Origin of the sequence: Aeromonas sp. s1(2024), from assembly GCF_040908005.1 — a bacterium.
Classification (GTDB): Bacteria; Pseudomonadota; Gammaproteobacteria; order Enterobacterales; family Aeromonadaceae; genus Aeromonas; species Aeromonas caviae.
In genome coordinates this window covers 68964-95653 of sequence record NZ_JBFOCW010000043.1, presented here as the reverse complement: position 1 = coordinate 95653, position 26690 = coordinate 68964, and the positions used below count along the sequence as shown (strand labels likewise).

The window sequence follows — 26690 nt, the reverse complement described above, 5'->3', positions numbered from 1 at the left end:
GCGAAGTGGCTTCTTTATGCCCTGCCAGGGCTGGAGATCAATGTGCGGTGCGGTTGCCGCAGTCTGCCAGCGGCTTATTCCCCTGCGTCATCGGGCGTCAACACCAGCCTGCGCCAGGGCCCCGTGATGTCGCAATGACCCGTTTCTTCGGTGTTCTCCCAGCCCAGGCGATGATAGAAAGCCATCGCCGTGGTGTTGCGCATGGCCACCTTGAGGGAGGCCGGGGAGGGGTACCCGGCCAAGCCGGCGGCAAGCAAGGCCCGCCCCATGCCCTGCCCGTGCCAGTCCGCCACCACGTAGAGATGATGCACGAAGCTCTCGGCCCCCCAGATGGAGACGAATCCGCACGGGCTGCCCCCTTTCTCCGCCACCCAGATCTCCTCGCCCCGGGTCTGCTCGGCAAAATCCTCGAGCCGGAACAGGGCGGGATCAACCCAATGGAAGGCCTGGCGCCTTCCCTTGAGGAAGAGCTGCGCCAGCATGGGCTCGTCAGCTTCCGTCATCATTCTGATCATGACACCATCCTTGCGTTGCGTGCTTGTCGCTTCCCACTCTCGATGGATCCCGCCGTGCTGTCAAATCGGCAATGTGGACCCTCTTGAATACGTAACCGTGTGACACAGGGCTGCCTATTTTATCGCCTCAGGGGCTATACTGCCGAGGTCCCGTCCATGACTGGTTTGAGGTTCACTGATTTATGGATAACAAGCAAATTGAAGGCAGTATTCTGGTACCCGCCCACATTGACGATGTCTGGCGGGCCTGGACCACGGAGAGCGGGCTGCGCAGTTTTCTGGCGCCGGAGTGCCTCATGGTCCCGGAACCCAACGGGCCGTTCGAGATCTATTTCAGACCCGATGCTCCCCTCGGCGAGCGTGGCAGCGAAGGGTGCCGGGTGATGGCGGTCATGCCCCATGATCTGCTCAGCTTCAGCTGGAATTTCCCTCCCCAGTTTCCCCACATTCGTCAGCAGAAGACCCAGGTCAGCCTGCGCTTCGTGCCGGAGGGCCAGGGCACCCGACTCCACTTCCTGCAGACCGGCTGGGCGCAGGATCCAGACTGGGACCAGGGCTATGCCTACTTCCGGGAGGAGTGGCTGGAACTGAGTCTGCCGAGGCTTCAGTACCGTTTCACCCACGGCCCCATCGACTGGAACAACCCGCCGGGCAAGCAGCAGCTGAAATCACTGGCCCAGTGACGTCCATTCAAGCGATGGGCATGGCACGAAAAAGGACCCGCTCAGGGTCCTTTTTCATGGATGGGCAGGCGGTCACTCCACCGGCTCTTCATCGAACAGGGGGTGATAGAGCACCTCGCCCCTTACCCCGTCGAGCCCGCCGGGTTGCAACTCCATCGCCATGAAACACTCCGTCGGCACCTCGTAGATGCAGTGCAGGCCGAAGTCGCTGGCAGGCCGAAAGCCGAAACGGGCGTAGTAGGCGGGATCCCCGAGCACCACCACCGCCTTCCAGTCCATCTCCAGTGCCGTGTCCAGCCCTTCCCGCACCAGATCCGAGCCAATGCCCTGTCCCTGCCAGTCGGGATGCACGGCCACGGGTGCCAGTCCCAGCCAGGGCCCTTCCTGTCCCTCAATGGTGATCGGGCTCAGCATCAGGTGCCCCATGAACTCGTACTCTTCCTCCTCGACCATGGTGACCACGGCGGCCCCACATTCTCGCAGGCGGTTGACCAGTTCGGCCTCGTCGGGACGACCAAAGGCGGCACTCACCAGCTCATAGACTGGCAGCATGTCGCCGGGACGCTCGGTTCTCAACATACAGCGTTACTCCTCGTACAGCAGGGCGGCCATTATTCCACAGAAGTGGGGCGCCTCTTCACTGCCTTTGTCTGAAAATGGGAGGGCGGACTCAGGAAAACGCCTGACAGACCCCGCACCAGGCTTCGCGATGACCGCCCTTGCGCAAGCCATCAGCGTCCGTCGTCAGGCTGTCGCAATCGCCGCAGATAGGCGAGGCCCAGATCCCCGCACTCCTTGAGCAGGGCGCCACCACCATGGGCCTGCACCCCGGGTGCCTCTGGCGCCAGCATGGCCAGGGGATAGCGCCGCACCGTCAGCCCGCTGAGTGTCTGCTCGCCCTCTGTCGCCTCCCCCGCCATGAAGAGCGCCACCCCCTCATCGTGCAGTATGGCCACGACCACTTCCTCGTCATCCAGCCAGGGGGCCAGCGCCTCTTTGCGTGCATCCGTCAGGCGCGCCGGGCGATCCAGCCGCCAGTGATCGAGCTCGAGGGCGCCATCGGCCGGATCTGGCCGACGCCCGTCATGGTGCATGCCAGTCTTTTCCATCACCCGGCCTGAGGCGAGGTTGCCCGGCATGTGGCGGGCGGTGAGGGCAGGCAGGTGCCACTGTTCGAAGGCAAACGCCCTGACCAGGTTCGCGGCCCGGGTGGCCAGCCCCCTGTTCTGCCAGGGCACGCCGACCCACCATGCCAGCTCCCCGTGCCAGTGCAGGGAGAGGGTGCCGACCAGGGGAGCGGGCTCGTCTTCACGCCCCTGGGGCAGAGTCAGGGCCCAGGTGCATCCCAGCCCGAGAGCAGCCTTGCGCCCGCTCAGGGCAAGCCAGTCCCGCGCCGCCTCCGGCGAATAGGGGTGGGGGATGTTGAGGGTATAGCGGGCGAGCGCCGCATCCGAACAATAACGCAGGATGGCGCTCTCATCGCCGGGCAGCAGGGGGCGCAGCACCAGCGCGTCCTGCCCGCCAGGCTCGCGCAGCACCGGGGTCATCAGGCGGCGGGCAAGCAGGCGTTGCAGGGCAACCCCGAGGTCGTCATCGGCACCGAGGCGGTGATCCGCCCCCGCGGGCCCCAGGGTGAGCAAGCCGCTCTCTCTGGCCAGGGTCAGCAGGGAGCCGGAGGCAGCGATCAGGATCTGCCGGTCCGGCTGTGTCACCATCAGCGGGGAGGCGGCCTCACCCAGCCAGGCGGCAAGCAGGTCGCGGGCAAGGAGAATGCCATCTGGCGGGCTGGCCGCCCAAGGTGCCATCTCCCTCGCCTCCCCTTTGCCAAGCAGCAGCCACCAGCGGTTTCCCTGGTGCTGCCAGGCCTGCAACGCCGCTTGCCAGGAGGGGCGCCAGAGCGCGCCCTCTATCAACAGATCCATTCCTTCCCCCACATCCCCCCCCGGATCAGGCACCGGGTGCCCGGGCGGCACCACACTCCTGTCTGAGGCAGCATAAGCAGCTGCCAATGAGTTGTTAAACCATATGTTTACCATGGTTAAACGGCATACCCCATGAAAAAATGCCATATGGCTGACTTGATGGCGGTCACATTCCTTCCCCTCCTCGCTTCCTATCATGCCCCCATCATGGCGTGACCAAAGACGCCCATGAAGGACAACGGATAACAAGAGAACACACTATGCAGCCAACCAGCCCACTCAAAACGGTAGTAGTCAGTACCCTGGCGACCGCCCTGCTGATCTTCGTGGCCCAATCCCTCATCGGGAAGCAGGAGATCAGACTCGGCATCGCCATCATCCCCATCCTGCCCATGCTCTTTGCCGTCATCATCGGCATGATCGTCTCCGCCAAGCCCGTCAAGGATCGCATTCCCGGCTGGAAGAGGCTCTTCACCGAGCGAGAAGAGGGCTTCTGCGGCAAGATGGTGGGTTTCAGCCTGCTGATCCTCGGGACCCAGTATGCGGGGATGATCATCCCCAACCTCAAGATGATCCTGAGCGTCGGCGTACCGCTCTTCCTGCAGGAGATAGGCAACCTCCTGCCCATCCTCATCGCCATTCCGCTGGCGGTGAAGTTCGGCTTTGGCCGCCGCGCCATCGGGGCCTGCTCCTCCATCAGCCGTGAACCCTCGGTCGCGGTGATCCAGGGCAAGTTCGGCACCGGCTCCCAGGAGTACATCGGCGTGCTCGCCATCTACCTGTGCGGCTCCGTCATCGGCACCCTCTGGTTCAGCGTGCTCGGCAGCATTGCCCCCCTCACGGGGCTGCATCCCCTGGCCCTGGCCGCCGGTTCCGGCGTGGGATCCGGCTCCATGCTGAGCGCCGCCTCCGGTGCCCTCATCAACGGCCTCGATGAGGCGATGGCCCAGCAGGTGCTCAGCATCGCCGCCGCCTCGAACCTGCTCTCGTCGGCCCTGGGAGCGCTCTCCCTCACCTATCTGGGTCTGCCGCTCGCTGAAAAAATCTATGCCCTGACCGCCAAAGGAGAGAAAGCATGAAAAGCATCGTGATGGATATGCGCTTCGTCTTCCTGGCGATCCTGCTGGCCATGTTCACCCAGACCCTGACCTCGGGCCTGCCGCTGTGGCAGATGGGGGACAGCTTCATCGCCATGTCCCTGGTGGTGTTCGCCTCCCTGGTGACCAAGCGCTACCTGCCCTCCTCCCTGCCGGCCTTTGCCTATGCCACCATCATCGGCATTCTCATCTGCCTGCCCGAGACCCCGGTGCGCGGCCTCTTCATCGATGCCGTGGCCAAGATCTCCTTCCTCTCCTGCTGCGTGCCGCTCCTGGCCTTCGCCGGCCTCTCGGTGGGCGGTCAGCTGGAGGAGCTCAAGAAGATGTCGTGGAAGGTGATCCTCATCTTCATGGTCGTCTCCACCTGCTGCTTCTTTGGCGCCTCCCTGGTTGCCCAGCTCGGTTTCTCCATTCAAGGGATCATCTGATGAACCACTACCATATCGAACCTGACCTGTTGGCCCTGCGCGACTTCAGCTACGAAGTGCGCCACCACCTGCACCGCATCCCGGAATACTCCGGGGCCGAGTTCAAGACCTCTGCCTACTGCCGTGGGTTGATGGAAGAGTTCGGCTACAGGATCACCCTGTATCCCGGCTTCACCGGTTTTCACGGGGATCTGGCGGTCGACCCCACCCTGCCCACCATTGCCTTTCGTGCCGACATGGATGGCCTGGAGATGCACGACATGAGCGAGGTGGCGTTCAAATCCACCCATGAGGGGATGGCCCACAACTGCGGCCACGACTCCCACATGGCGATCGCTCTGACCGCCGCCAGGTTTCTGGCCGCCAACCGCGATCGCCTGCGGTACAACGTCCGCTTCATCTTCCAGATGGCGGAAGAGGACATGCGCGTCCCCGGGGCCGAAAAGATGGTGGAGCTTGGCTGCATGAAGGGGGTGGACGAGGTCTATGCCCTGCACAACGACGGCGCCATGGAGACGGGCACCATCAAGTTCAACCAGGGGGTCATGTCCTCCTGGGGGTCTGCCTGGACGCTCGATGTGCACGGCATCTCCGCCCACGGCTCCACCCCCCACAAGGGGCTGGATGCCATCCGGGAGGCGGTGCGGATCATCGAGGATATGGACTACATCGTCGCCAAGCGCACCAGCCCGTTCAGCCCGGCGGTCTTTGGTTGCGGCATGATCAACGGCGGCACCATTCCCAACGCCATCGCCGATCATGTGCAGGCCCGTGGCACCATCCGCGCCATGGACGCCGAAACCGACCAGATCCTGAAAAACAGCTTCAGGGACATCATCGCCCAGAGCGAGCTGCGCGGCTTCAAGACCACCATGGTCCATGCCGGCTACCCGGCAGTGGAGAACCACCCCCAGGCCTGCGAGCGCCTGCAACAAGCCGCCTCGGAGGTGTTGTCCAGCGACGGGATCAACGCAAAGGGCCAGCCCATGACCGGCAGCGAGGACTTCAGCTACATGATCAACGCCACGCCAAGCCGCATGGGGGCCATGTTCTTCCTCGGCAGCGGCAATCAGGCCAAGGGGATCTGCAACTACCTGCACGCGAACCCCTATTACCTGGACGACGACTGCCTACTGGTGGGAGCCCAGATCTTCGTCAATCTGGCGACCAGGGTCGACTGACGGGCCAGGGGGATCTGCCACTACCAGCACCACGTCAATCCCCTACTACCCGGATGATGACTGCCTGCTGATCGGTGCCCAGACCTTCGTCAATCTGACGACCCGACCCCCTAAGCAGCAAGGGGACTGCCGCACCCCGAGGCCATGCTGGATGATGGCGAACTGCGGCTCGGCACCCGGAGCGCCGTCAATATGGTGACCACGATAGCCGGGAGAGAGGGATCACCGGGAAAAGGCAGCGCAGGACACCACTTATCACAAAAAAGAGAGGCCATTGGCCCCCCTGACGGCCTTCAGAGCCAGGGCAGGGTCGCAGACGGGGCGGGCGTTCCTTGGTTGAGCAGCGCCAGCTGCACCGTCTCCCGGCTCACATGGGGGGCATAGAGGTGGATGAAGTCGTACATGTAGTCCCGCAGGTGGGCGTGCCTGCGCAGGCACACATGGGCCACGCTCGAGGCGATCAGATGATCGATGTTGAGGCAGACCAGGCTCTCCCTGTCCCCTTCGTCGAACGCCGAGGTGGCGATCACCCCGACTCCCATCCCCAGGCGCACATAGTGCTTGATGATGTCGCTGTCGGTGGCCGTCAGCACTATGCGGGGGCTGAGGCCATGGCGTCCGAACGCCTTGTCCATCTTGGAGCGGCCGGTGAAACCGAACACATAGGTGATGAGGGGATACCGGGCCAGATCCGCCATGGCCAGCGGCTGGCAGTCCAGCAGCGGATGGCCGTGGGGCACCACCACGCTGCGCCCCCAGCGATAGCAGGGCACGGTCGCCAGCTCGTCGAACAGGTGCATGGACTCGGTGGCGATGGCCATCTCCACATCCCCGTTTTGCGCCATCTGCGCCAGTTGGGCAGGGGCTCCCTGATGCAGCTGGATGCTCACCTCGGGGTAGCGGCGGGAGAATTCGGTAATGACCGCCGGCAGCTTGTAGCGGGTCATGGTGTGGGTGGTGGCGATGCGCAGCACCCCGCTGGTGGCCAGCTGATCCCCGAGGGAAAGCTGACCAATCTGCTCCACCTGGGCCACCACTCCCCTGGCCAGCCCCAGCTCCTCTTCCAGCATCTTCATCTGCTTGCTGAGGGTCGGCTGGGAGGTATAGAGCTTCTCCGCCGTCGCCTAGATGTTGAAGTTGTTCTTCACTATCTCGGTGAAGTTCTTGAGCCGGGCGATGTTCATCAGGGCGCCAGGCGCTCGATGTGCCAGCCGTCCCCCTCGCGGGTGTAATAGAAGCGATCGTGCAGACGATGCTCCCCGCCCTGCCAGAACTCGACGGTGTCGATGCGCACCCGGAAACCACCCCAGAAGCTCGGCAGCGGCACCTCGCCATTGGCAAACTTCTGCTTGAGTTCGAGGAACTTGGCCTCCAGCACGCCACGGGCCGAGATGCGGGTCGACTGTTTGGAGACCCAGGCGGCGATCTGGCTATCCTTGGGACGGCTGTGGAAATACTTCATCACCTCGAAGGTGCTCATCTTCTCCACCCGACCGGTCACGTGTACCTGTCTGTCCAGGGTGTGCCAGGGGAAGAGCAGGCTGATACGGGGGTTGCCCTCCAGCTGATGCGCCTTGCGGCTGCCCATGTTGGTGTAGAACACCATGCCTTCGGCATCGTAGTGCTTGAGCAGCACGGTGCGCTGCCAGGGCTGACCATCAGCATCCACGGTGCCCACCACCATGGCGGTGGGATCGGTCAGTTTGGCCTCGCACGCCTGGGCCAGCCACTTCTCGAACAGGGTGAGGGGCTCGGCCGGCAGATCGGCCCGGTGCAGTCCACCCCTGGTGTATTCGCGACGCAGATCAGCCACATCCATCATCTTGATTTTCCTTCTCTCTTTCTCTGCCGCCCGTGCGGCGATGGGTGCAGGCATTGTGCGACGAGCGCGCCATGGGTACAAGCCTCGGGGCGGCCAAATGGCGGAGCAAAAAGAGAGGGAGGCTCATGCCTCCCTCTTTATGCCGATGACCGTCAGCCTACTGCTTGCCGTCAATCGGCGGGCAATGGGCCAGCATGCGCCGGTTGTAGTCCGCCGCATAGGCGCTCAGCCTAGCATGGGCCTCCTTCTGATCCGGCTTGATGACATCCCCGAATCCGTCGAGATAGCGCACGCCGCAGCGGGCCTTGGCCGCCGCCTGCTGATCCGCCGCGATCCCGGGCGCCACCTCGCCGCGCCCGGCCCGCACGATCAGCCGGTAATCCTGCCTGGCGAGGCTGGCGCTGACCGCCTGCTCCAGGGTGTCTGCATCGGCCTGACAACCGCCGAGCAGGGTGAGCAGCAGCACCCCGGCCAGTCTCATGCCCGCCTCCGCTGCCAGCCCAGCAACGCTAGGGCCAGGGTCCAGAAGCCGAGGGCACCGCCGCCACCGCTTCCCCCCTCTTCACCGCGCTGGGTGACCGAGATCTTGAGGGGACTGATGGCGAAGAAGATGTTGTCGCTGCACGCCACCTTCAAACGGGCAGTGCCATCCTGGCCCGCCGGGATGGTGACGCTCGCCGAGCCCGAGTTGGGTTTGCCGCTGGCAAGGGAAGTCCAGTTTGCCCCCTCGTCCCGGGTCATGAAGAGATCCACCTTGCTGCAGTTGATGGGGGCGGCATTGGTGCCGGCCACTTCCCAACTGATGGTCTGCGTCTTGCCCGCCCCCAGGGGGGTCACCACCGGGCTGGTCAGGGCAAAGGCCTTGCCGGTGTTGACCACCTGGATCTTCATGTCATCGCTGGCGACACCGCCCTTGCCGTCCCGCGCCGTGAGGCGGAAGTTCAGGTCCCGGTTGGTGGCAGGCCAGGCCTCCCCTATTGCCAGGGTGTTGGTGAGCAGGGAGGTGAGACTCGGCAGGGTGCGCTCCGGCACGCTGGTCGGCGCCACGAAACGGAACAGCGGACGGCTGCCGTCGTCCACCATGGTGGCCGGGCTGCTCGACTCCGTCCCCAGATCGATCTGCTCCCAGGTGTAATTCAGCGGATCGCTGTCAAGATCGGCCCCCGCCCCCTTGAGCACGAAGGGGGTGTTCGCAGGGATGACGTAGTCATTGCCTGCCGCCACCTGGGGCGCATTGTTGACCAGCGCCAACGGGGTGCCGCAATTTGGCTCCGTGGCCATGTGGGCCCGCATCTGCTCGATGGACTTGCTGTGGAAATAGGGCTCGCTGTGGGGCTGCAGATCTTCGTCTCCGCAGATCCCCGCATAGGCCATGATGGAGCTGCCGCTGCCCGGCTCCCAGGCTTGGCTTGCCTCCCGGTTGCCGCCGCCACAACTGCCTGTGGTGCCGTTGAAGGTGTGGTCTGCCCCGAACTGGTGACCGATCTCGTGGGCCACGTAGTCGATGAAGAAGGCATCCCCCACCGGCTCGGGGGAGCCCGTCATCCCCGCCGATTTGTCAGGGGTGCAGAGTACGCCCAGCCCCGCCAGGCCGCCGCCACCGGTGTTGACCACATGGCCGATGTCGAAGGCCCCCAGCCCCTTGGTCAGGGCATCGGCCTGCACCTGCATGTTGGCATCGATATCGCCGTCATCATTATTGAAGGGATCGTTCGCCACGTCGGTGAAGATGATGGTGTCGTTGCCGCTGGCCAGCTGGAATTCGGCCGCCACATCACGCTGGTAGACCTCGTTGACCCGGTTGAGCAGGGTGGTGATGGCGCCAAGACCCGCCTCCACGGTACCGCCGTGATACTGGGTATACTCCCCCGCCGCCGAGATGGCGATGACATAGCGCTTGCGCTCGTTGCCATCCACCAGCACCTGACGGGCCAGCTTTTTGGCCTCGCCCCCGATCACCTTGTCCGCCTCTTCTTCCAGCCGGCTGTGGGCATCCTGCTGGTAATAGACGGCATAGCCTTCCCCATTGCGAAGGGGATCGACGAACACCATCTTCCCTTCATGGCTGAACATGGCGTGGAATCCCTGGGGACCGAGATCGAAGCGCCCGGTCTCGCCAGGCGCCGCTTCGTTGTGCCCCTTGAAGGCCAGGATATCGGGATATTTGGCGGCTAGATCCGCCGGCAGCAGATCATAGGGTTGCAGGCTGAAGGTCACCTCCTTGCCATCCGGCAGAGGCAAGGTCAGGCGGCGCTCGCCCCCCTTCAGGGCAGCCAGGTAATCGGTAGAGACGGTGACGATGCGATACTGGCTGGCCCTCACCTCGTACCCATCGGCGGCGGTGGCCCGCGCCGTGACCGTATGCCACTCGCCGGCCATCAGGTTGCCGGACGTCATCAGACCCGCCACCAGCACCGCCAGCGGAGAATATTTCATCAACTGCATCTTTTTAATTCCTTTTTAAACGGATTCACCTGAACTGCCACGGCATCATTTGCCCGCTGGTCCGATTAGTCCAGCAACATCCTCTGTACATTCCCCGAATGGGGAAGGTTGCACCAATGCAGACTAGCCCCTATCATGGCGCGGATTTGTCCGTTCCAGAACCCCTCTTCGACGGGGCCGGTTCACTCTTTCTTTGGCCAAGGTTAATCTCATGCTCAAGTCCCCACTGTTGCCCCGTTTCGGGGATCTGGTCGTTGCCATCGTTGACGATGTGCTGGGTCAGGGTCTTACCCTCGACCGCGCCTATGCACGTCACTTCTCCGGCATCGAACTCAAACCGCAAGAACAGGCAAGGATTGCCCTGGTCACCGGCGATCTGCTGCGCCGCCTCAGCCTCTACTGCTTCCTCACCGGCATCCAGGTCCGTCAGGCGGAGAAGAATGTCTGGCCGCTGCTGCACAGCTGGCACGCCTTCCACAAGATAGATCAGCCCAACCACCCGACCCTGGATCGCTTCAACGAGGAGGCGTTCCGCCGCCGCCTGACCGAGGCCAAGAAGAACCCCGTGCTGATGGACGGCTGCCCTGCCTGGCTGGAAAAACTCGGCAGCGAGCAACTGGGCGACGCCTGGCCGGCCGAGCGTGCCGCCCTGGCCTGGATGCCCAAGCGTTACCTGCGGGTCAACACCCTCAAGTGCACCCGGGACGAGCTGCAAGCCATGCTGGCCAAAGAGCATGTCACCACAGTGCCCGTCGACGGAGTGGAGACCGCCCTGCAAGTGACCTCGGACGCCGCCCTGTTCCGTACCCAGGCCTTTGCCGACGGCTGCTTCGAGCAGCAGGATGCCGGCTCCCAGCTGGTGGCCGCGGCCCTCGACGTCAAGCCCGGCATGCGGGTCATCGACGCCTGTGCCGGTGCCGGCGGCAAGACCCTGCACCTGGCCGCCATGATGCAGGGCAAGGGCCGTCTGCTGGCCATGGACGTGGAAGAGTGGAAACTGGAGAACCTCAAGCAGCGCGCCCGCCGCGCCGGTGCCCACAACGTGGAGACCCGGGTCATCACCAGCAGCAAGACCGTCAAGCGCCTTAAAGAAAGCGCCGATCGCGTGCTGCTGGACGTCCCCTGCTCCGGCCTTGGCGTGCTCAAGCGCAACCCGGATGCCAAGTGGCGCGACACCGCCGAGCGCCTGCCGGTGCTGGTCGCCCTGCAAGAGGAGATCCTGCAGCGCTACAGCCAGATGGTGAAGGTGGGCGGCCTGCTGGTCTACGCCACCTGCTCCATCCTGCCCGAGGAGAACTGCCAGCAGGTGGACAAGTTCCTCGCCGCCAACGAGCACTTCCGCCTGATCGGCGATCACAACGTCAGCCCGGCCGAGACCGGCTTCGACGGCTTCTACATGGCGCGCCTCGAACGCATCGCCTGATGTCTGTCGTGGGCACAAAGAAAAGGGGAGCCAGTGGCTCCCCTTTTTGCATGGTATGGATGCGGCCTTATTCGGCGGCAGCGTCATCCTGCTTGTGCTTGGCGGCAGTTTCCTTGATCAGGGTCTGCAGCTCGCCGGCCTGGAACATCTCGATCATGATGTCGCAACCACCGACCAGCTCGCCCTCGACCCACAGTTGCGGGAAGGTGGGCCAGTTGGCGAATTTCGGCAGCTCGGCGCGGATGTCCGGGTTCTGCAGGATGTCGACATAGGCGAAAGGCTCGCCGCAGGACATCAGGGCCTGGGAGGCCTGGGCAGAGAAACCGCAGCTGGGCAGCTTGGGGGATCCCTTCATGTAGAGGATGATGGGATTCTCAGCCAACTGCTGTTTGATCTTTTCAATAGTTTCCATAAATGCCTCACTGGAGCGATTTCGGCGGCCATTCTACTGCAATCCGGGCAGACCACAAACTGGCAAACCGTTGCGAATGAAAGAAGTCATGCATCAATACGCCGCAGCTTGATCCGGATCATGGCAAGAATCAAGGGTTGTTCGCCCATCTTTGATACTGCTACAATCGACGGGCTTTGGGCCGTCTGGCCCCCTCATTTCAAGAACAATTCTTTTCAAGATAGAAAAGAGTACGCAATGTCTTGCAACCGTCGCCTTCGCACGGACCAGCCAATGGAGAGTAGAAAATGGCTTTCGAACTTCCCGCTCTGCCCTATGCAATCAATGCTCTGGAACCGCACATCTCCCAGGAAACTCTGGAATACCACCATGGCAAGCACCACAACACCTACGTGGTCAACCTGAACAACCTGGTGCCGGGTACCGAGTTTGAAGGCAAGTCTCTGGAAGAGATCATCAAGACCTCCACTGGTGGCGTCTTCAACAACGCTGCCCAGATCTGGAACCACACCTTCTACTGGCACTGCCTCTCCCCGAACGGCGGTGGCGAACCCACTGGCGCCCTGGCCGATGCCATCACCAAGGCCTTCGGCTCCTTCGCCGAGTTCAAGGATGCGTTCACCAAGTCTGCCATCGGCAACTTCGGCTCCAGCTGGACCTGGCTGGTGAAAAAGGCTGACGGCTCCCTGGCCATCGTCAACACCTCCAACGCCGGTTGCCCGCTGACCGAAGCCGGTACCACCCCGCTGCTGACCGTCGACCTGTGGGAACACGCCTACTACATCGATTTCCGCAACCTGCGTCCGAAGTACATGGAAACCTTCTGGGCCCTGGTCAACTGGGAATTCGTGGCCAAGAACCTGGCTGCCTGATAAGCCTTTCTTGCCAAAACGCCCCGCACTTGCGGGGCGTTTTTTTATGGTCGAATACCTGCCATCGACAACAAAGGCGCCCGCAGGCGCCTTGTGGAAGATGACCGTGCTTACTGGTCTATCTCGTCCATGTAATCGTCGAGGTTGCCATCATCCGCCGCCTCTGGTTTCTGCTCCTGGAGCTCGGGTTTGCGGCCCGTCACCTTGCCATCGTTGTACTGCAAGTAGAAGTCCTTGGTCAGGGCGTAAGGATCCAGCGCGTTGTCGATGATGCGCTCCTGATCGATCAGCTTGGAGCGGGTACCGAGGCCATCCAGCGCCCAGTGCACTACCTTCAGCGGGAAGGTCAGCAGGGCATAGGGGAAGTAGATGGTATCAATGGTATCCCCTACCAGTTGCCGGGTGGTGGTGGGACCGTAGACCGGCACCATCAGATAGGCGCCATCCCCGATGTCGGCCTTGCCGAGCACGGTGTCCATCTCCAGCGTGTTGCGAGCCAGGCCCGCATGCTTGGCCACATCGAACAGACCGAGCAGGCCCACAGTGGTGTTGAGGGTGAAGCGGCCCAGGTTGGTACCGGCCCCTTTCAGATCACCCACCAGCAGGTGGTTTACCATGCTGCTCGGCTCGTCGAAGTTGTCCACGAAATTCTCGATGCTGTCCCTCACCCCTTGCGGGACATAGCGGGCATAGCCGTGTACCACGGGGCGCGCCACATAGGGCTCCAGCACGTCATAGTTGACGGCCCACATGGCACGGTTGGGCCCCTGGAAGGGGTCGCGAGGATCGCTGGCCGTGCTGGATGCCCCGGGGCGGCTCGGGGTCTCGCCGAGATCCAGGCTCTCCGGGCCCGGCTTGGGAGGGCCGCCCGCACAGCCCGCGAGCAGCAATACCACCGCCAATGCTCCTGAACGCAGATACATATGAAAGTCCTAAGATTTTTTTGGGTATTGATATGAATTATACAGGGGGCCCACCCCAAGGGGTGGGCCAAAAGCGTATTAGAGGGCGTGATCGATGCGGATGTCAATCGGCGCTGTGGGGATGGTGCTGGTCGGCACGGTGACCGAAACCCCTTCAAAGGCGCCTTCCTTGTTCATGACGTTGCCGCCCCGGGAGAGTCGCGCCTTGAACTGTAGCTCGGCATGGGCCGCCAGCTTGCTCCCCTCCATCATGGCATCCCCGTCCCCCAGGGAGAGGGTGAGCGGGAGATGCGGGCCTGCAATGCGCTTGACCGCGATGGGCATGGGCGAACCGTTGGGGATCACCGCAAAGACGAACAGATGGGCATCTTCCGGCATCTTTATACCCGGCGCCAGGGTGATGTGCAGGGGGAACTCCCCCTCTTTCACCGCCAGCACCCCGGCTTGTGCCTGGCCTTCGGCAGACGGGGTGGTCACGGCGATGCCACGCTGGCCAAGCTGCTGCCTGGCGTACTCCATGGAGCGCTCCACCATGGTGAAGCGGGCCGAGCCCGGCTCCAGCAGCGGCAACATCCCCTGCCAGCGGTCGAGGGCGGTCTGGAAATCCTCTTTTTGCAGGGCCATGAAGGCGTGGACGGAGCGGGCCTCGATGTTGGCCGGGTCCTCGGCAATGACCGCCTGCAACAGTTGATCCGCACGGGCTTCCTCCCCCGTCATCATCAGGGCCTGGGCATAGGGCACCGCCACCATGGCCTTCTGGGGCGCGAGGGCGTAGGCACGCTCCAGCGCCTCGCGGGCCATCTCGGGATCATTGCCATCCAGGGTCAGGCGCCCCAGCAGCAGCCAGCCACGGTAGTCGTTCGGTTCTTCTTTCAGCCGGGTTCGCAGGGCCAGGGTGAAGTCCAGCAGATCCTGCTCAGTCACCCGGGCATCACGCTCCACCAGGATGCGATTGCTGAGCTCCCCCAACCGGCTGCTGGCATCCTGCCAGCGGCTCACCTCCTGCCAGGCGCCGAGCTTGGCGTAGAGGCCGATGCTCACCACCGCCAGCACCAGCACACCGGGGATCCAGATCAGGCTCTTGCCGCCACGGGCGGTCTGCTCCACGTCGGGAATGTCGTCCAGGAGGCTGCGCTGCAGCTCCACCAGGGATTCTGGCTCCTCCGCCAGTATCCCCTGCTCCCGCTCCTCCCCTATCTCCAGCAGGCGCTGGCGATAGAGCTGCTTGTTGAGGGCCGAGCGACTGATGCTCTGCCTGCCCTCGCCGCGCCAGAGCGGCACGATCAGCGCCAGGCTCGCCAGCACCAGCAGGGCCGCACCCAGTATCCAGAATGGGGTCATGGTTTATCTTCCTCTTTGAGCAGGGCGGACAGCCTGGCCTGCTCTTCTGCACTCAGGGTGCCTTCAGGCTGTTGCAAGGGAGCAGGGGCATGGCGGCGGCTTCGCACCACCACGGTGACGACGCCAATCACGATGACCAGCAAGGGGCCAAGCCAGAGGATCAGGGTCGAGGCCATCAGGGGGGGATCATAGAGAATGAAGTTGCCGTAGCGGGCCACCATGTAGTCCACCACTTCCTGCTTCTCCTTGCCCTCGCGCACCATCTGGTAGGTCTTGTCCCGCAGATCCTTGGCGAGCCCGGCGTTGGAGTCCGCGATGTCCTGGTTCTGGCACTTGGGGCAGCGCAGCTCCTTAGTCAGCTCGCGAAAGGTCTGCTCCTGGGCGTCGCTCTCGAAGGTGTAGACATCGATGGCGGCGCGGGCCTGTCCGGCACAGACGAGACCGGCCAGCAGCAACAGGGATGCAATCAGTGTTTTCATCGGGGAGGCCTCACTTCATGGCATCAAAGATGGGTTTGAGGGTACTGGCCCAGACGTCTGGGTTGATGTCCCCCACGTGGCGATAGCGGATGATGCCCTGGCTGTCGATGAAGAAGGTCTCGGGCGCGCCATAGACACCGAGATCCAGCCCCAGCATGCCGTCCGGATCGTAGAGGTTGACCTGGTAGGGATTGCCAAGCTCCGCCAGCCACTTGATGGCCTTGTCACGCTCGTCCTTGTAGTTCATGCCGACGATGTAGATCCCCTGCCCCGCCAGCTCCTTGAGGTAGGTGTGTTCCCCGTAACAGGTCGGGCACCAGGTGGCCCAGACGTTGAGCAGCATGGGGCGCCCCTTGAGGATACTCCTGTCGTGCTGCTTGCCCAGGTCATAGATGTCCTGCAGGGTAAACACGGGCACCTCCTTGTCCACCATCACGGATTCGAGCTTGGTGGGATCGGAGTAGAGCCCCTTGAACAGAAACACGGCCCCCATCAGGAAGATGATGAAGGGCAGCAGATAGAGCCAGGTCTTCTTGTTCATGCCTTGGCCTCCTCGTCACGACGTCCGAAGCGGTAGCGCTTGTCCAGCATGGCCAGCACGCCGCCGAGGGCCATGAAGACGCCGCCGAACCAGATCCAGCGCACGAAGGGCTTGTAGTAGATCCGTACCGCCCAGGCGCCGTTGTCGAGCTGCTCGCCGAGCGCCGCATAGAGATCCCGGGTAACACCCGCATCGATGGCCGCCTCGGTCATCGGCATGCGGCTCACGGTGTACATCCGCTTCTCGGGTTTGAGCAGGGCTACCTGCTTGCCATCCCGGTGCACTTCCAGCACGCCCTTGAAACCGTCGTAGTTGGGGCCGTTCTTCTCCTTGATGCCGGTGAAGACGAACTCGTAATCGGCGAACTGGACGCGATCGCCGGCCTGCATCCGCAGGTCCTTCTCGATGCTGTAGTTCTGGGTGCAGGCGATGCCGATGATGCTGACCGCGAGCCCCACGTGCCCCAGGATCATGGCCCAGTGGCTGTTGCCAAGCTTGCGCACGCCGGTGGCAAAACCGTGTTTGTGGGTGGCCCGCGCCCAGGTCTCCTGCACGCTGGTGACGATGATCCAGACGCCAAGCCCGATACCGAGCGCAGCCCAGGGTTTGAACGCCTCGGCAAAGAGTTTGGGCAACAGCAGAGCCGCGGCCAGGCTCAGCACCAGGGCGAGCATCACCTTGCCCTTGAGCTCACCGAGATCCTGGCGGCGCCAGCGGAACAGGGGGCCCACCCCCAGCAGCAGGGCGAAGGGGATGATGAGCCAGCTGTAGATGTGGTTGAAGAAGGGGGTGCCGATGGAGATGCTGCCAAGCCCCAGCTCCTTGTGCACCAGGGGCAACAGGGTGCCGAGCAGCACGGTGAGCAGGCCCGCCACCAGCAGGATGTTGTTGCCAAGGAGCAGGGTCTCCCGGCTCCACAGCTCATGCTTGCCGTGGCTCTTCACCTGGGAGCCCTTGAAGGCGAACAGCAGCAGGGAGCTGCCTATCACCGCCAGCAGGAAGCCCAGGATGAACAGACCCCGGGTCGGGTCCGAGGCAAACGCATGGACCGACACCAGCACGCCGGAACGCACCAGGAAGGTGCCGAGCAGGCTCAGGGAGAAGGCCGAGAGCGCCAGCAGCACGGTCCAGGCCTTGAAGGTGGCGCGCTTCTCGCTCACCGCGAGGGAGTGGAGCAGGGCCGTGCCCGCCAGCCAGGGCATGAAGGAGGCGTTTTCCACCGGGTCCCAGAACCACCAGCCGCCCCAGCCGAGTTCGTAATAGGCCCACCAGGAACCGAGCACGATGCCCAGCGTCAGGAAGACCCAGGCCGCCATGGTCCAGGGACGGGACCAGCGCGCCCAGGTGGCGTCCAGACGCCCCGTCATCAGGGAGGCGATGGCGAAGGCGAAGGCCACCGAGAAGCCCACGTAGCCCATGTAGAGCATGGGGGGGTGGAAGATGAGACCGGGATCCTGCAGCAGCGGATTGAGATCGCGCCCGTCCACCGGGAAATACGGCAGGGTGCGGGTGAAAGGATCCGAGGTGAACAGCACGAAGGCGGTGAAGCCCACCGAGATAAGGCCGAGCACCCCGAGTACCCGCGCCACTGCATCGAGCGGCAGGCGACGGCTGAAGAGGGCTACCGCCGCCGTCCAGCCCCCCAGGGTGAGCACCCAGAGCAGCAGCGAGCCTTCATGGGCTCCCCACACCGCCGAGATGCGGTATTGCAGGGGCAGCAGGCTGTTGGAGTTGGTGGCCACGTACTGCACGGTGAAGTCGTTGTCGATAAAGGCCCAGGTGAGGCAGAGAAACGACAGCAGCAGCAGCAGAAACTGGCTGTAGGCGAGCGGGCGGGCTGCCGACATCATGCCAAGACGACCGAGATGGGCCCCGATCAGCGGGTAACTGCCCAGCAGCAGGGCGGTGGCGAAGGCCAGGATCAGTGAGAACTGCCCTAATTCCGGGATCATTGACTATTCCCTCTCGATTGCACGGAGAAACCTGCCGATTTGGCGGTATAAAGAAGTGAATTTTTGGCGCATACCGGCATCATTGCTTGGCTCCCTGCAACTGCGCCTCTGTGTATTCGGGCTTGAAGTGCATGCCGTTGGTGGCGTCGGCCACTTCCGGCGGCATGTAGTTCTCGTCGTGCTTGGCCAGCACCTCGAAGGCGGCGACCGTGGTGGCATCCTTGAGGGTGCCCTGAGCGACGATCCCCTGCCCTTCCCGGAAGAGATCCGGCAGGATGCCGTCAAACTCCACCGTCACCAGATGGCCGCCGTTGTCCACCAGCTTGAAGGCTACCTTGAGGCTCTGGGGATCCCGCACCACAGACCCCGGCACCACCAGGCCACCGATGCGAAGGCGCTGCCCCTCCTCGGGCTTGATCTTCTCCGGCCCCTTCCCTTCCACCAGCTCGCTCGGGGTGTAGAAGAGGTCGATGTTCTGGCTCAGGGCATAGAGCACCAGGCCAGTCACGCTGGCAAGGCCCAGGCTGATGGCCAGGATGATGGTGAGGCGTTTCTTGCGGCGCGGGTTCATAGGGTGTTCTCCATCTGCTGGGCCGCCTTGCGGCGTGCCTCCCGAGCCTGCTTGTTGCGCAGTTCGCCAAGCAGGCTGCGGGTCTTCAACCGGGTGGAAATGACGATGCCGACCAGGCAGAGCAGGGTCAGACCGAAGGAGAGCCAGACGTAGAAGGCATAGCCTCCCATGGCCATGAAATCACTGAACGAGGCAAAGTGCATGCTTACTTCTCCTGCCTGGCGATGTCGGCGACCCAGGGGCGGTGCCACTCCCGCATCAGCAGCTCATTGCGAAAACGCATCAGGGTCAGGGCACCGAGAAACGCGGCGAACGCCAGGATCATGATGAGCAGCGGCCACAGCATCTCGGGGGAGATGGAGGGTTTGTCAAACTTGGTGATGGTGGCCCCCTGGTGCAGGGTGTTCCACCACTCCACCGAGTAGTGGATGATGGGCAGGTTGATCACCCCGACCAGCGCCAGGATGCCGGCGGCGCGGCCCGCCACCACCTTGTCGCTGAAGGCGTTGTAGAGGGCGATGACACCCAGATAGAGGAACAGCAGGATGAGCTCGGAGGTGAGCCGGGCATCCCACACCCACCAGGTGCCCCACATGGGTTTGCCCCAGGCGGCGCCGGTAAAGAGGGCGATGAAGGTGAAGACGGCCCCCACCGGGGCGATGGCCGCCACCGTCATGTCTGCCATGCGCAGTTGCCACACCAGGCCAATGAAGGCGGCCACCGCCATGGTGGAGTAGGCGCCCATGGAAAGGATGGCGGAGGGCACATGGATATAGATGATCCTGAAAGAGTCACCCTGCTGGTAATCGGCGGGAGCGAAAGCCAGCCCCCAGACGGTGCCGATGATGAAGGCGAGCAGGCTTGTCACGGCAAACCAGGGCAGCAGGGTGCCGGCCAGCCCATAGGCGCGCTCGGGTTTGGCATAAGGGTGCAACCATTTCCACATAGCTCACGAAACCTTTCAGTTATTAATTTTTAAGTGGCGAGGACTACCATACCCATGGGGGAAAAACATCATATCCCCCGAAAGCAATAAGCAGCCATCCCCTTGATCTATCTCAACTATCTCGCCCCTAACAAGGCTTCAAACGAAAATCTTTTCGCCAAATCAATCAGTTGACACTCACCCGCAGCGCCGCCGAGATGGCCAGGGGCGTCAGGGTCAATGCCCCCACCAGCATGGCCCCCAGGATGGCGAGCTGACCGGCATAGGGCAGTCCCATGCTGGCCGCGTCGATGGCGGACGTGGCGAAGATAAGCACCGGAATATAGAGCGGCAGCAGCAGCAGGCTGAGCAGCACGCCCCCCTTGCGCAGCCCTGCGGTCAGCGCTACTCCGACCGCCCCGAGCAGGCTCAGCACCGGTGTACCGAGCGCCAGGGTGGCCACCACGGCCAGATAGGTCTTCAGCTCCAGGGAGAGCAGGATGGCGAGCAAGGGGGAGACCAGCAACAGCGGCAGACCGGTCAGCAACCAGTGAGCGATCACTTTGGCCAGGGCCAGCAACCCCAGGGGATGTGGCATCAGCATCATCTGCTCCAGGGCGCCGTCACTGAAGTCGTCACGAAACAGCCGCTCCAGGGAGAGCATGGCTGCCAGCAGGGCCGCCACCCAGATAATGCCGGGAGCGATGCGGGCCAGCAACTGGGGCTCGGGCCCGATCCCTAACGGAAACAGGGTGATGACGATGAGGAAGAACCAGAGCGGGTTGAAGATGTCGGCGCGCTGGCGCAGGGCCATCAGCAACTCGCGGTGAATAAGGTGTATGACGGCGCGCAGCATGGGCTACTCCTGCAACAGCGAGGTCAGAGAGAGGGTCTTGAGCCGTCCCTGCATCAGGGTCAGATCCTGGTGGGTCGTAAGGACCACCATGCCCCCCCTGTCCGCGTGGGCGAGGAACAACTGCTCCAGCACCCTGACCCCCTGCTTGTCGATGGCGGTGAAGGGCTCGTCCAGGATCCAGAGCGCCGGTCGCTCGCTCAGCCACAGCCTGGCCAGCGCCACCCGTCGCTGCTGCCCGGCGGAGAGCTGCCCCGCGGGATAGTCTTCGAAACCGGCGAGGCCGACCTGGGCCAGCACCCGCCAGAGATCCACGCCGTCCCCGACAGGACCATGGAGCTTCTGGTAGAAGGAGAGATTCTCAAGGGGGGTCAGGGTCGCCTTGACGCCGGGCTGATGGCCCAGGTAAAGCAGGCTGGCGTGGTATTCATCCCGGCAATGGCGGATATTCTCCCCATTCCAGCACACCTCGCCAGCAAAGGGCTGGGAGAGGCCGGTGAGCAAGCGCAACAGGCTGGTCTTGCCCACCCCGTTGGGCCCCTCAATCTGCATCAAATCTCCGGCACGCACCGCGAAGGAGAGATGTTCAAACAGGGTGCGATCTTCACGCACGCAGCTCAGATTGTTCGCTTGAAGCAGCATGGGGATGTAATCGTTGAAAATGAGGCGGCCTGCATCTTAACACAGGATCCGGAGGCGTCTTTTCAAAGATGCCAATAATCAACAGGATTTGTGGGGAAGATCGCGCCTCCACCAAAGAGATTGATGCCAAAGGATTATCACCGTCCCGGCATCGAGAAAGAGGTGGCCACGGGCCGAACAGAAAGCGGGGAGGCACCGGCCTCCCCGCGACACATCCGTCAGCTGCGTCCCTTTCGCAAGGAAATAAGCAGCTCCGCTTCCGCCTGGGGCAACTCGCACTCGCTCATCACCTCGTCCAGATCGGCACCGAGCTCCACCATCTTGGCGGCGCGGCTGTAGAGGCGGCGCTCCGGATCCTGCAACGTCAGCTCCTGCTGGCTGTCGTGGATCTTCTGCATGGCCCCTTCTGCGGCTTGCAGACGCTGACCCATGCCGATGGCGCCCGTGTGCAACTCCATCATCTGCTTGCGCAGACTCTCGAGCTGCCCCTGCAGCGCTTCCACCCTGGCCTCGGACTCTCGCTGGCGACGACGGTGCCCCAGGATCCCGTAAAGGGCCAGCACCAGTGCGAGCAAGGACAACCCCAAGGCTGCAAATTCAATCATCAAACCATCACCTTACCGTCACAGGGAGGCGGACAGGTGCCATCGCCCCCGTCCTCACGTTCCCGTCCCTGTTACAGGGAACCAATGTCTTCCCACTCTTCGTCGGAGAGCAGCTTGTTGAGATCCACCAGGATCAGCAGTTGGCCGTCACGGTTGCTGACGCCCTGGATGAACTTGGCGCTTTCCTCAGTGCCCACCGCCGGGGCGGCATCGATCTCGGAGGAGCGCAGATAGACCACCTCGGCCACGCTGTCCACCATGATGCCGATCACCTGCTTCTCCGCCTCGATGATGACGATGCGGGAGTTCTCGCTCACGTCCCCGGCCGGCAGGCCGAAACGGGAGCGGGTATCGATGACGGTCACCACGTTGCCACGCAGGTTGATGATACCCAGCACGTAGTCAGGTGCACCCGGGACCGGAGCGATCTCGGTGTAGCGCAACACTTCCTGAACCTGCATCACGTTGATGCCATAGGTCTCGTTTTCCAACTGGAAGGTCACCCACTGCAGCACTTCGTCTTCGGCCAGATTCTGTGCAATATTGCGCTTCTCTGTCATCTTCTTGATCCTTGTATGAACCCGTCAACGGGTAAAATTAGCAATAAAACCATGGCGATGCCGATGTTGTCAGCGGCCTTCGATGTTCACGCCCCGGCCAAGCAGCAGCAAGAGCTCCCTGACGTGCAGCAGGGCACACATCTTCTCCTTGACCATGCCGGCCAGCCAGGGGCGCTTGCCCTCCTGATGGCGCCACTTCACCTGGTCCCGGTGCAGCAGTTCTGTGCCCTTCAACTGGTGACAGGCCAATCCCCAGGGTGATTCTCCCAGCATAATCAGATATTTGTAATCGTCCATCTCCAGATGCTGGCCCGGCATGACCCACTGGGCCGTGTCCACCACGTTCATCTTCTGCTCGCGGGAGGTCATGATCCCCTTGTACCAGCCCGGCTGGCCGAAGAGAGAGGTCACCTCCCCCAGTTGATGGATGCCCCCCAACTCGGTCAGAGGCACCGCAAACGTCACCCCGGCCACGTCGAAGAAGAGCGCCTGAAACTCGTTGCCGGTATCCAGGTTCTCCCAGGTCGACGGTGCGGGCGCCGCCTCGAGGGCGGGCGCGGGTTCTGCCACCGCGAGGGCGACGGGCTCGACCTCCTCCACCACGGCTTCCACCATCGGCTCTGCCAGGGCGACCAGAGGCTCACTGTCAACCACCTCCGCCTCGAGCTGGAATGGCTCGACATGCACCTCTTCGTGGCTCAGGGCATCCATCTCGAACTGGACCTGTCCCACCTGGGCAAGCAGCTCGCTCAGCTGGGCCAGTCGGGTATCGGCTTCAAGATAGGGGGTGGCAGCCACCTCCGGCACGGCGACGGTCTGACGTTGCAACGCAGGGGCCGGTGCTTCGTCTTCGGAATCTTCCCGCAGCAGGGCATCGTCCAGCAGCAGGGAGTGGAAATAGTCGTCCATGGCCCGAACCTGGGTGGTCTCTCTCACGGCATCACCTCCTGGGTCCGTTGACGCTCCAGCGCGTCGAGATGGTTGAGCAGGGTCTCATAGGCATAGGTGCCCCGGCTGCCCGGTGCATAGATGGAGGGAGGAATGTGCACCAGACTGGCATCCCTGAATTTGGTGTCGATGGGAATGACCGCATTCCACACCGCCTCCCCATACTGCTCCTTGATGGACTGCAATGTCATCAGGGAGGCGCGGGTACGCTTGTCAAACATGGTCGGAATGATGGTGTAGCGGAACTTCTCCCGCTTGGAGCGCTGCATGATCTCGAAGGTCTTCATCATCCGCTCCAGCCCCTTGAGGGCCAGGAATTCGGTCTGTACCGGCACCAGGATGCGATCGCAGGCCGCCAGCGCGTTCACCATCATGACCCCCAGCACCGGCGGGCAGTCGATGAGCACGTAGTCAAACTGATCCTGCACCCGCAGCAGAGCGCGCTTGAGCACCAGCCCCATCCCTTCCCGGTTGCCCATCACCCGATCCAGCGTGGCCAGGGTAATCGAAGCGGGCAGCAGGCTGATGTTCTCGAATCGGGTCTTGAGGGTCATCCGGTTGACCAGCTCGGCGCTGGGTTTGGCCGCCTGGAACAACTCGTACAGGGTGCCTTCCAGCCTGTCCGAGTCGAAATCGAGATAGGAGGTCAGGGAGGCGTGTGGGTCGGTGTCGATCAGCAGTACCCGCTGGCCACGCTGGGCCAGAATGCCCGCCAGGGAGACGACCGTGGTGGTTTTACCGACTCCACCTTTCTGATTGGCAACCGTCCAAACAATCACTGTATCAATCCTGCCTTGTTGTTATGCGTATGCCCCCACCGGGCAGCGCGATCACCCTGATCTTTTCACTATCGACACTCTGCGGTGCGTCCTGCACCGGTGCCACCGTCAGCGGTTTGACGGGGGCTGGCGGCACCCAGGCGAACCTGGATATGGCGACCACCACCTTGCGATTCTGTAATCGTCCCTGCTCGGTGCCATTGTCGACGAAGGGGGAAAACTCTCCATACGCCTCGTAGGCGAGCCGACCGGGAGCCACCCCTTTGCCCACCAGGGCATTGAGCACTGCCTCGGCGCGGGCCGCTGACAATGTCCAGTTGGAGCGGAAAATTTCGTTGTTTATCGGTTGGTTATCCGTGTAGCCCCGCACCCTGACATAGTTATCGACCGGTTTGAGAATACCTGAAAGCGTATCGAGCACAGGGGCGGCATTGCTCCCCAGAAAAGCGCTGCCACTGTTGAACAGGAGACCTGAACTCAGCTCCACCGTCAGCCAGTTGTCATCCTGCGCAAGCTTCACCACCCCCGCATCGACCAGGGCGCCCATGGACTCCTGGATCTGCATGTCGATCTGCGCAAGAGCCGTGCCATCTTGCGAGACGGGCGTACCCGTGATGGGGGCACGCGAGGGGGACGCAGAGGCCTGGCTCTCCAGCAGGCTGGGGGCGGCCGAGACCGGGTTGTCCAGCAAGGAATTACCCCGCCCTTCCAGCAGGCCATCGCTGCGCGGCGCCTGGTTGAAGGCCTGGGTCATGCCCTCGATGACGGCGCGGTACTCCTCCTTGTTGACGATGGCAACGGAGTAGAGCACCACGAAAAGGGCGAAGATGAGCGTCATGTAATCGGCATAGGAGACCAGCCAGCGATCGAGATGCTCTCGCCCTTGCAGGTGCAAACGATAGCGCTTGCGCATGGCTACTCCCCTTTCAGATAAGCCCGTAACCGCCTTTCAACCTGCGGGCCGTTCTCCCCGTGGGCGATGGCCAGAAGCCCCTCCAGGGTCATCTCCTGATAGAGGCCGTAATGGTAGTGGAAGGCGCGCAACCGATTCGCAATCGGCAGATAGAGCAAGTTGGCAAAGCCCACCCCGTAGATGGTGGCGACGAAGGCCACGGCAATGCCCGCCCCCAGGGTGCCTGGCTCCTCCAGATGAAACATGGCCTGGATGAGGCCAATCACGGCCCCGATGATGCCGATGGTGGGGCTGTACCCCCCCATGGACTCGAACACCCTGGCCGAGTGCTCGTTGCGCTCCTGCTCGATGTCGATGTCCGCCTCCAGCAGGCTGCGGATATCCTCGATGGAGACGCCATCCACAATCATGGAAAGCCCCTGGCGGGTGAAGGGATCGGGCTCGGCCTCGGCCTGGTTTTCCAGCGCCAGCAAGCCTTGCTGGCGGGCGAACTGGGCCCACGCCTTCAGGCGCTCGGCCTGCTCCGCAAGATCCAGCTGCGGCGGAAACAGCATCCAGGTTGCCTGCCTCAGGGCACTGAGCAGGTACCTGCGGGGAGTCTGCAAGATCACCGCCCCCCAGGTTCCCCCGACGACGATGACAAAGGCCGGGCCATCCAGCAGGGTCAGCAGGCTCCCGCCATGCCACCACTGGGCGATGGCGACGGCCCCCAGCGCCAGCACCAGGCCGAGCATGCCCATGGTCAGCGACCCAACTCGACCAGAATGCGCTGGGCCACCCGATCCAGCGGCAGGGATTCGCTTGCTATGCCCGCCTTGGCAACGGCCTGGGGCATGCCATAGACCACGCAGGAGGCTTCATCCTGCGCCCAGATGGTCGCCCCCTGCTCCTTGAGCAGACGGGCACCGTCGCGGCCATCCGCACCCATGCCGGTCAGGACGATGGCCAGCACCTTGTCGCCATAGGTCTTGGCAGCGGAGGCGAAGGTGATGTCCACGCAGGGTTTGTAGTTGACCTTGTCATTGCCATCGATGATGCGAAGACGGGCACCGGGCCCGCGCCCTTCCAGCAACATCTGCTTGCCACCGGGGGCAAGATAGGCCTGACCCGGCTTGAGCACGTCGCCATCCTGCGCCTCCTTGACGCCTATCTGGCACAGCCCGTTGAGGCGGGCGGCAAAGGCAGCGGTGAAGGTGGCCGGCATGTGCTGGATCAGCAGGATGGGATGAGGGAAATCTCCCGGCAGCTTGGTCAGCACGTTCTGCAGTGCCACCGGCCCGCCGGTGGAGGTACCGATGGCAACCAGCTGGTAACTCTTGCCACTGCGCTTGAACGCGGCGGGAGCCGCCGCTGCCCGCGCAGGCTCGGGCTGGCGTTCGGCCAAGGGACGATTCAGGGTCCCCGTGACGGCGGGCCGGACGGCAGGCTCGGGGGCACGGGGCCGGGTCGCCATCAGGAAGCGTTTGCGAGCGATCTCCTTGACCCGCTGCTGCAGCAGGTTGACGGCTTCGTCCTTGTCCCGGGCGATGTCTTCAAACTTCTTGGGCAGAAAATCGAGGGCGCCCGCATCCAGCGCATCCAGTGTTGCCTTGGCTCCCTCGTGGGTCAGGGAGGAGAACATCAGGATGGGGGTCGGACACTTGGCCATGATCTCGCGCACGGCGCTGATGCCGTCGAGCACCGGCATTTCAATGTCCATGGTAATGACGTCGGGCCGCAACTGCTGCGCCTTGTCTACCGCCTCCCGCCCGTTCTGGGCCGTGTCGATCACCGTCATCAGGGGATCCTGATTGATGATTTCGCTGACCCGACGGCGGAAGAAACTCGAATCGTCGACCACTAATACCTTGACTGCCAT

31 protein-coding genes are annotated in these 26690 nt (G+C 63.0%); 6 read left to right on the top strand and 25 right to left on the bottom strand.

Features of this window, described 5'->3' with window-relative positions; translation table 11 throughout:
* Nucleotides 1–74 precede the first annotated feature (74 nt).
* Nucleotides 75–515, bottom strand: a complete 441-nt coding sequence (locus AB5Y70_RS10285; RefSeq protein WP_041212649.1) for a GNAT family N-acetyltransferase — start codon at nt 513–515, stop codon at nt 75–77.
* A gap of 182 nt (nt 516–697) precedes the next feature.
* On the opposite strand from AB5Y70_RS10285, the gene AB5Y70_RS10280 reads away from it, so the two are divergent.
* Nucleotides 698–1198 carry an SRPBCC domain-containing protein gene (locus AB5Y70_RS10280; RefSeq protein WP_010673967.1) on the top strand — a complete coding sequence of 167 codons (501 nt, stop codon included), beginning with the start codon at nt 698–700 and terminating at the stop codon, nt 1196–1198.
* Nucleotides 1199–1270: 72 nt separating this feature from the next.
* On the opposite strand, the gene AB5Y70_RS10275 is transcribed toward AB5Y70_RS10280, so the two are convergent.
* Nucleotides 1271–1777 carry a GNAT family N-acetyltransferase gene (locus tag AB5Y70_RS10275; RefSeq protein ID WP_010673966.1) on the bottom strand — a complete coding sequence of 169 codons (507 nt, stop codon included), beginning with the start codon at nt 1775–1777 and terminating at the stop codon, nt 1271–1273.
* A gap of 152 nt (nt 1778–1929) precedes the next feature.
* Nucleotides 1930–3120: a GNAT family N-acetyltransferase gene (locus tag AB5Y70_RS10270; protein ID WP_043154515.1), complete on the bottom strand. Its 1191-nt coding sequence runs from the start codon at nt 3118–3120 to the stop codon at nt 1930–1932.
* A 260-nt stretch (nt 3121–3380) separates the two neighbouring features.
* Between AB5Y70_RS10270 and AB5Y70_RS10265 the strand changes: the two genes are divergently transcribed.
* Genes AB5Y70_RS10265 through AB5Y70_RS10255 form a run of 3 tightly spaced genes read left to right on the top strand, consistent with a single transcriptional unit; the run spans nt 3381 to nt 5826 of the window.
* Nucleotides 3381–4199, top strand: a complete 819-nt coding sequence (locus tag AB5Y70_RS10265) for a DUF3100 domain-containing protein (protein WP_010673963.1) — start codon at nt 3381–3383, stop codon at nt 4197–4199.
* Entirely contained in the window at nt 4196–4645 is a 450-nt protein-coding gene (locus AB5Y70_RS10260; RefSeq protein WP_043154511.1) for a hypothetical protein, read from the top strand. The genes AB5Y70_RS10265 and AB5Y70_RS10260 overlap by 4 nt, the downstream gene beginning before the upstream one ends.
* Complete coding sequence (locus AB5Y70_RS10255) at nt 4645–5826, top strand: M20 family metallopeptidase (RefSeq protein WP_043154509.1); 1182 nt, start codon at nt 4645–4647, stop codon at nt 5824–5826. Before AB5Y70_RS10260 ends, AB5Y70_RS10255 begins: the two co-directional genes overlap by 1 nt.
* Nucleotides 5827–6119: 293 nt before the next feature.
* Here AB5Y70_RS10255 and AB5Y70_RS10250 read toward each other — a convergent pair whose 3' ends face one another.
* From AB5Y70_RS10250 to AB5Y70_RS10235, 4 genes are all read right to left on the bottom strand, one after another.
* Nucleotides 6120–6896, bottom strand: coding sequence for a LysR substrate-binding domain-containing protein (locus tag AB5Y70_RS10250; RefSeq protein ID WP_223929771.1), 777 nt, complete (start codon nt 6894–6896; stop codon nt 6120–6122).
* 113 nt (nt 6897–7009) lie between these two features.
* Nucleotides 7010–7648 (bottom strand): pyridoxamine 5'-phosphate oxidase, encoded by a 639-nt coding sequence (pdxH, locus tag AB5Y70_RS10245; RefSeq protein ID WP_039039893.1) that lies wholly within the window; start codon nt 7646–7648, stop codon nt 7010–7012.
* Between the two features lie 157 nt (nt 7649–7805).
* The gene (locus tag AB5Y70_RS10240) at nt 7806–8129 is read right to left on the bottom strand and encodes a hypothetical protein (RefSeq protein ID WP_043154507.1); all 324 of its coding nucleotides are present in this window, start codon (nt 8127–8129) and stop codon (nt 7806–7808) included.
* On the bottom strand, nt 8126–10093 hold the full coding sequence (locus AB5Y70_RS10235; protein WP_043154505.1) for a reprolysin-like metallopeptidase: 1968 nt from the start codon (nt 10091–10093) through the stop codon (nt 8126–8128). Before AB5Y70_RS10235 ends, AB5Y70_RS10240 begins: the two co-directional genes overlap by 4 nt.
* A 211-nt stretch (nt 10094–10304) precedes the next feature.
* Here AB5Y70_RS10235 and AB5Y70_RS10230 point away from each other — a divergent pair, with 211 nt between their 5' ends.
* Nucleotides 10305–11516, top strand: a complete 1212-nt coding sequence (locus AB5Y70_RS10230; RefSeq protein ID WP_043154503.1) for an RsmB/NOP family class I SAM-dependent RNA methyltransferase — start codon at nt 10305–10307, stop codon at nt 11514–11516.
* 67 nt (nt 11517–11583) lie between these two features.
* On the opposite strand, the gene AB5Y70_RS10225 is transcribed toward AB5Y70_RS10230, so the two are convergent.
* A complete protein-coding gene (locus AB5Y70_RS10225; RefSeq protein ID WP_010673955.1) occupies nt 11584–11928 on the bottom strand; it encodes a Grx4 family monothiol glutaredoxin in 345 nt (114 codons plus the stop codon).
* A 287-nt stretch (nt 11929–12215) separates the two neighbouring features.
* Here AB5Y70_RS10225 and sodB point away from each other — a divergent pair, with 287 nt between their 5' ends.
* Nucleotides 12216–12800 (top strand): superoxide dismutase [Fe], encoded by a 585-nt coding sequence (gene sodB, locus AB5Y70_RS10220; protein WP_010673954.1) that lies wholly within the window; start codon nt 12216–12218, stop codon nt 12798–12800.
* A 110-nt stretch (nt 12801–12910) separates the two neighbouring features.
* On the opposite strand, the gene AB5Y70_RS10215 is transcribed toward sodB, so the two are convergent.
* The 17 genes from AB5Y70_RS10215 to AB5Y70_RS10135 form a co-directional block, all read right to left on the bottom strand.
* Nucleotides 12911–13723, bottom strand: coding sequence for a VacJ family lipoprotein (locus tag AB5Y70_RS10215; protein WP_182721778.1), 813 nt, complete (start codon nt 13721–13723; stop codon nt 12911–12913).
* A gap of 78 nt (nt 13724–13801) precedes the next feature.
* The gene (ccmI, locus tag AB5Y70_RS10210; RefSeq protein ID WP_368175995.1) at nt 13802–15064 is read right to left on the bottom strand and encodes a c-type cytochrome biogenesis protein CcmI; all 1263 of its coding nucleotides are present in this window, start codon (nt 15062–15064) and stop codon (nt 13802–13804) included.
* Complete coding sequence (locus AB5Y70_RS10205; RefSeq protein ID WP_010673951.1) at nt 15061–15543, bottom strand: cytochrome c-type biogenesis protein; 483 nt, start codon at nt 15541–15543, stop codon at nt 15061–15063. Before AB5Y70_RS10205 ends, ccmI begins: the two co-directional genes overlap by 4 nt.
* A 10-nt stretch (nt 15544–15553) precedes the next feature.
* Complete coding sequence (locus tag AB5Y70_RS10200) at nt 15554–16084, bottom strand: DsbE family thiol:disulfide interchange protein (RefSeq protein WP_103243522.1); 531 nt, start codon at nt 16082–16084, stop codon at nt 15554–15556.
* Nucleotides 16081–18036, bottom strand: a complete 1956-nt coding sequence (locus AB5Y70_RS10195; RefSeq protein WP_041212639.1) for a heme lyase CcmF/NrfE family subunit — start codon at nt 18034–18036, stop codon at nt 16081–16083. Before AB5Y70_RS10195 ends, AB5Y70_RS10200 begins: the two co-directional genes overlap by 4 nt.
* 79 nt (nt 18037–18115) lie before the next feature.
* Nucleotides 18116–18607, bottom strand: coding sequence for a cytochrome c maturation protein CcmE (ccmE, locus tag AB5Y70_RS10190; protein WP_010673948.1), 492 nt, complete (start codon nt 18605–18607; stop codon nt 18116–18118).
* A complete protein-coding gene (ccmD, locus tag AB5Y70_RS10185; protein WP_039039901.1) occupies nt 18604–18810 on the bottom strand; it encodes a heme exporter protein CcmD in 207 nt (68 codons plus the stop codon). Before ccmD ends, ccmE begins: the two co-directional genes overlap by 4 nt.
* A gap of 2 nt (nt 18811–18812) precedes the next feature.
* Nucleotides 18813–19553 carry a heme ABC transporter permease gene (locus AB5Y70_RS10180; protein ID WP_010673946.1) on the bottom strand — a complete coding sequence of 247 codons (741 nt, stop codon included), beginning with the start codon at nt 19551–19553 and terminating at the stop codon, nt 18813–18815.
* Nucleotides 19554–19719: 166 nt separating this feature from the next.
* Nucleotides 19720–20388 (bottom strand): heme exporter protein CcmB, encoded by a 669-nt coding sequence (gene ccmB, locus AB5Y70_RS10175; protein WP_010673945.1) that lies wholly within the window; start codon nt 20386–20388, stop codon nt 19720–19722.
* A 3-nt stretch (nt 20389–20391) separates the two neighbouring features.
* A complete protein-coding gene (ccmA, locus tag AB5Y70_RS10170) occupies nt 20392–21027 on the bottom strand; it encodes a cytochrome c biogenesis heme-transporting ATPase CcmA (RefSeq protein ID WP_010673944.1) in 636 nt (211 codons plus the stop codon).
* 218 nt (nt 21028–21245) lie between these two features.
* On the bottom strand, nt 21246–21632 hold the full coding sequence (locus AB5Y70_RS10165; RefSeq protein WP_010673943.1) for a DUF2802 domain-containing protein: 387 nt from the start codon (nt 21630–21632) through the stop codon (nt 21246–21248).
* 71 nt (nt 21633–21703) lie between these two features.
* Nucleotides 21704–22192 carry a chemotaxis protein CheW gene (locus AB5Y70_RS10160; RefSeq protein ID WP_010673942.1) on the bottom strand — a complete coding sequence of 163 codons (489 nt, stop codon included), beginning with the start codon at nt 22190–22192 and terminating at the stop codon, nt 21704–21706.
* Between the two features lie 69 nt (nt 22193–22261).
* Nucleotides 22262–23128 (bottom strand): chemotaxis protein CheW, encoded by an 867-nt coding sequence (locus AB5Y70_RS10155; protein ID WP_043154492.1) that lies wholly within the window; start codon nt 23126–23128, stop codon nt 22262–22264.
* Nucleotides 23125–23919: a ParA family protein gene (locus AB5Y70_RS10150; protein ID WP_010673940.1), complete on the bottom strand. Its 795-nt coding sequence runs from the start codon at nt 23917–23919 to the stop codon at nt 23125–23127. Before AB5Y70_RS10150 ends, AB5Y70_RS10155 begins: the two co-directional genes overlap by 4 nt.
* 4 nt (nt 23920–23923) lie before the next feature.
* Nucleotides 23924–24832, bottom strand: coding sequence for an OmpA family protein (locus tag AB5Y70_RS10145; RefSeq protein WP_043154490.1), 909 nt, complete (start codon nt 24830–24832; stop codon nt 23924–23926).
* A gap of 2 nt (nt 24833–24834) precedes the next feature.
* On the bottom strand, nt 24835–25572 hold the full coding sequence (locus AB5Y70_RS10140; protein ID WP_042016381.1) for a flagellar motor protein: 738 nt from the start codon (nt 25570–25572) through the stop codon (nt 24835–24837).
* Between the two features lie 2 nt (nt 25573–25574).
* Nucleotides 25575–26690 carry a chemotaxis response regulator protein-glutamate methylesterase gene (locus AB5Y70_RS10135; RefSeq protein ID WP_041215583.1) on the bottom strand — a complete coding sequence of 372 codons (1116 nt, stop codon included), beginning with the start codon at nt 26688–26690 and terminating at the stop codon, nt 25575–25577.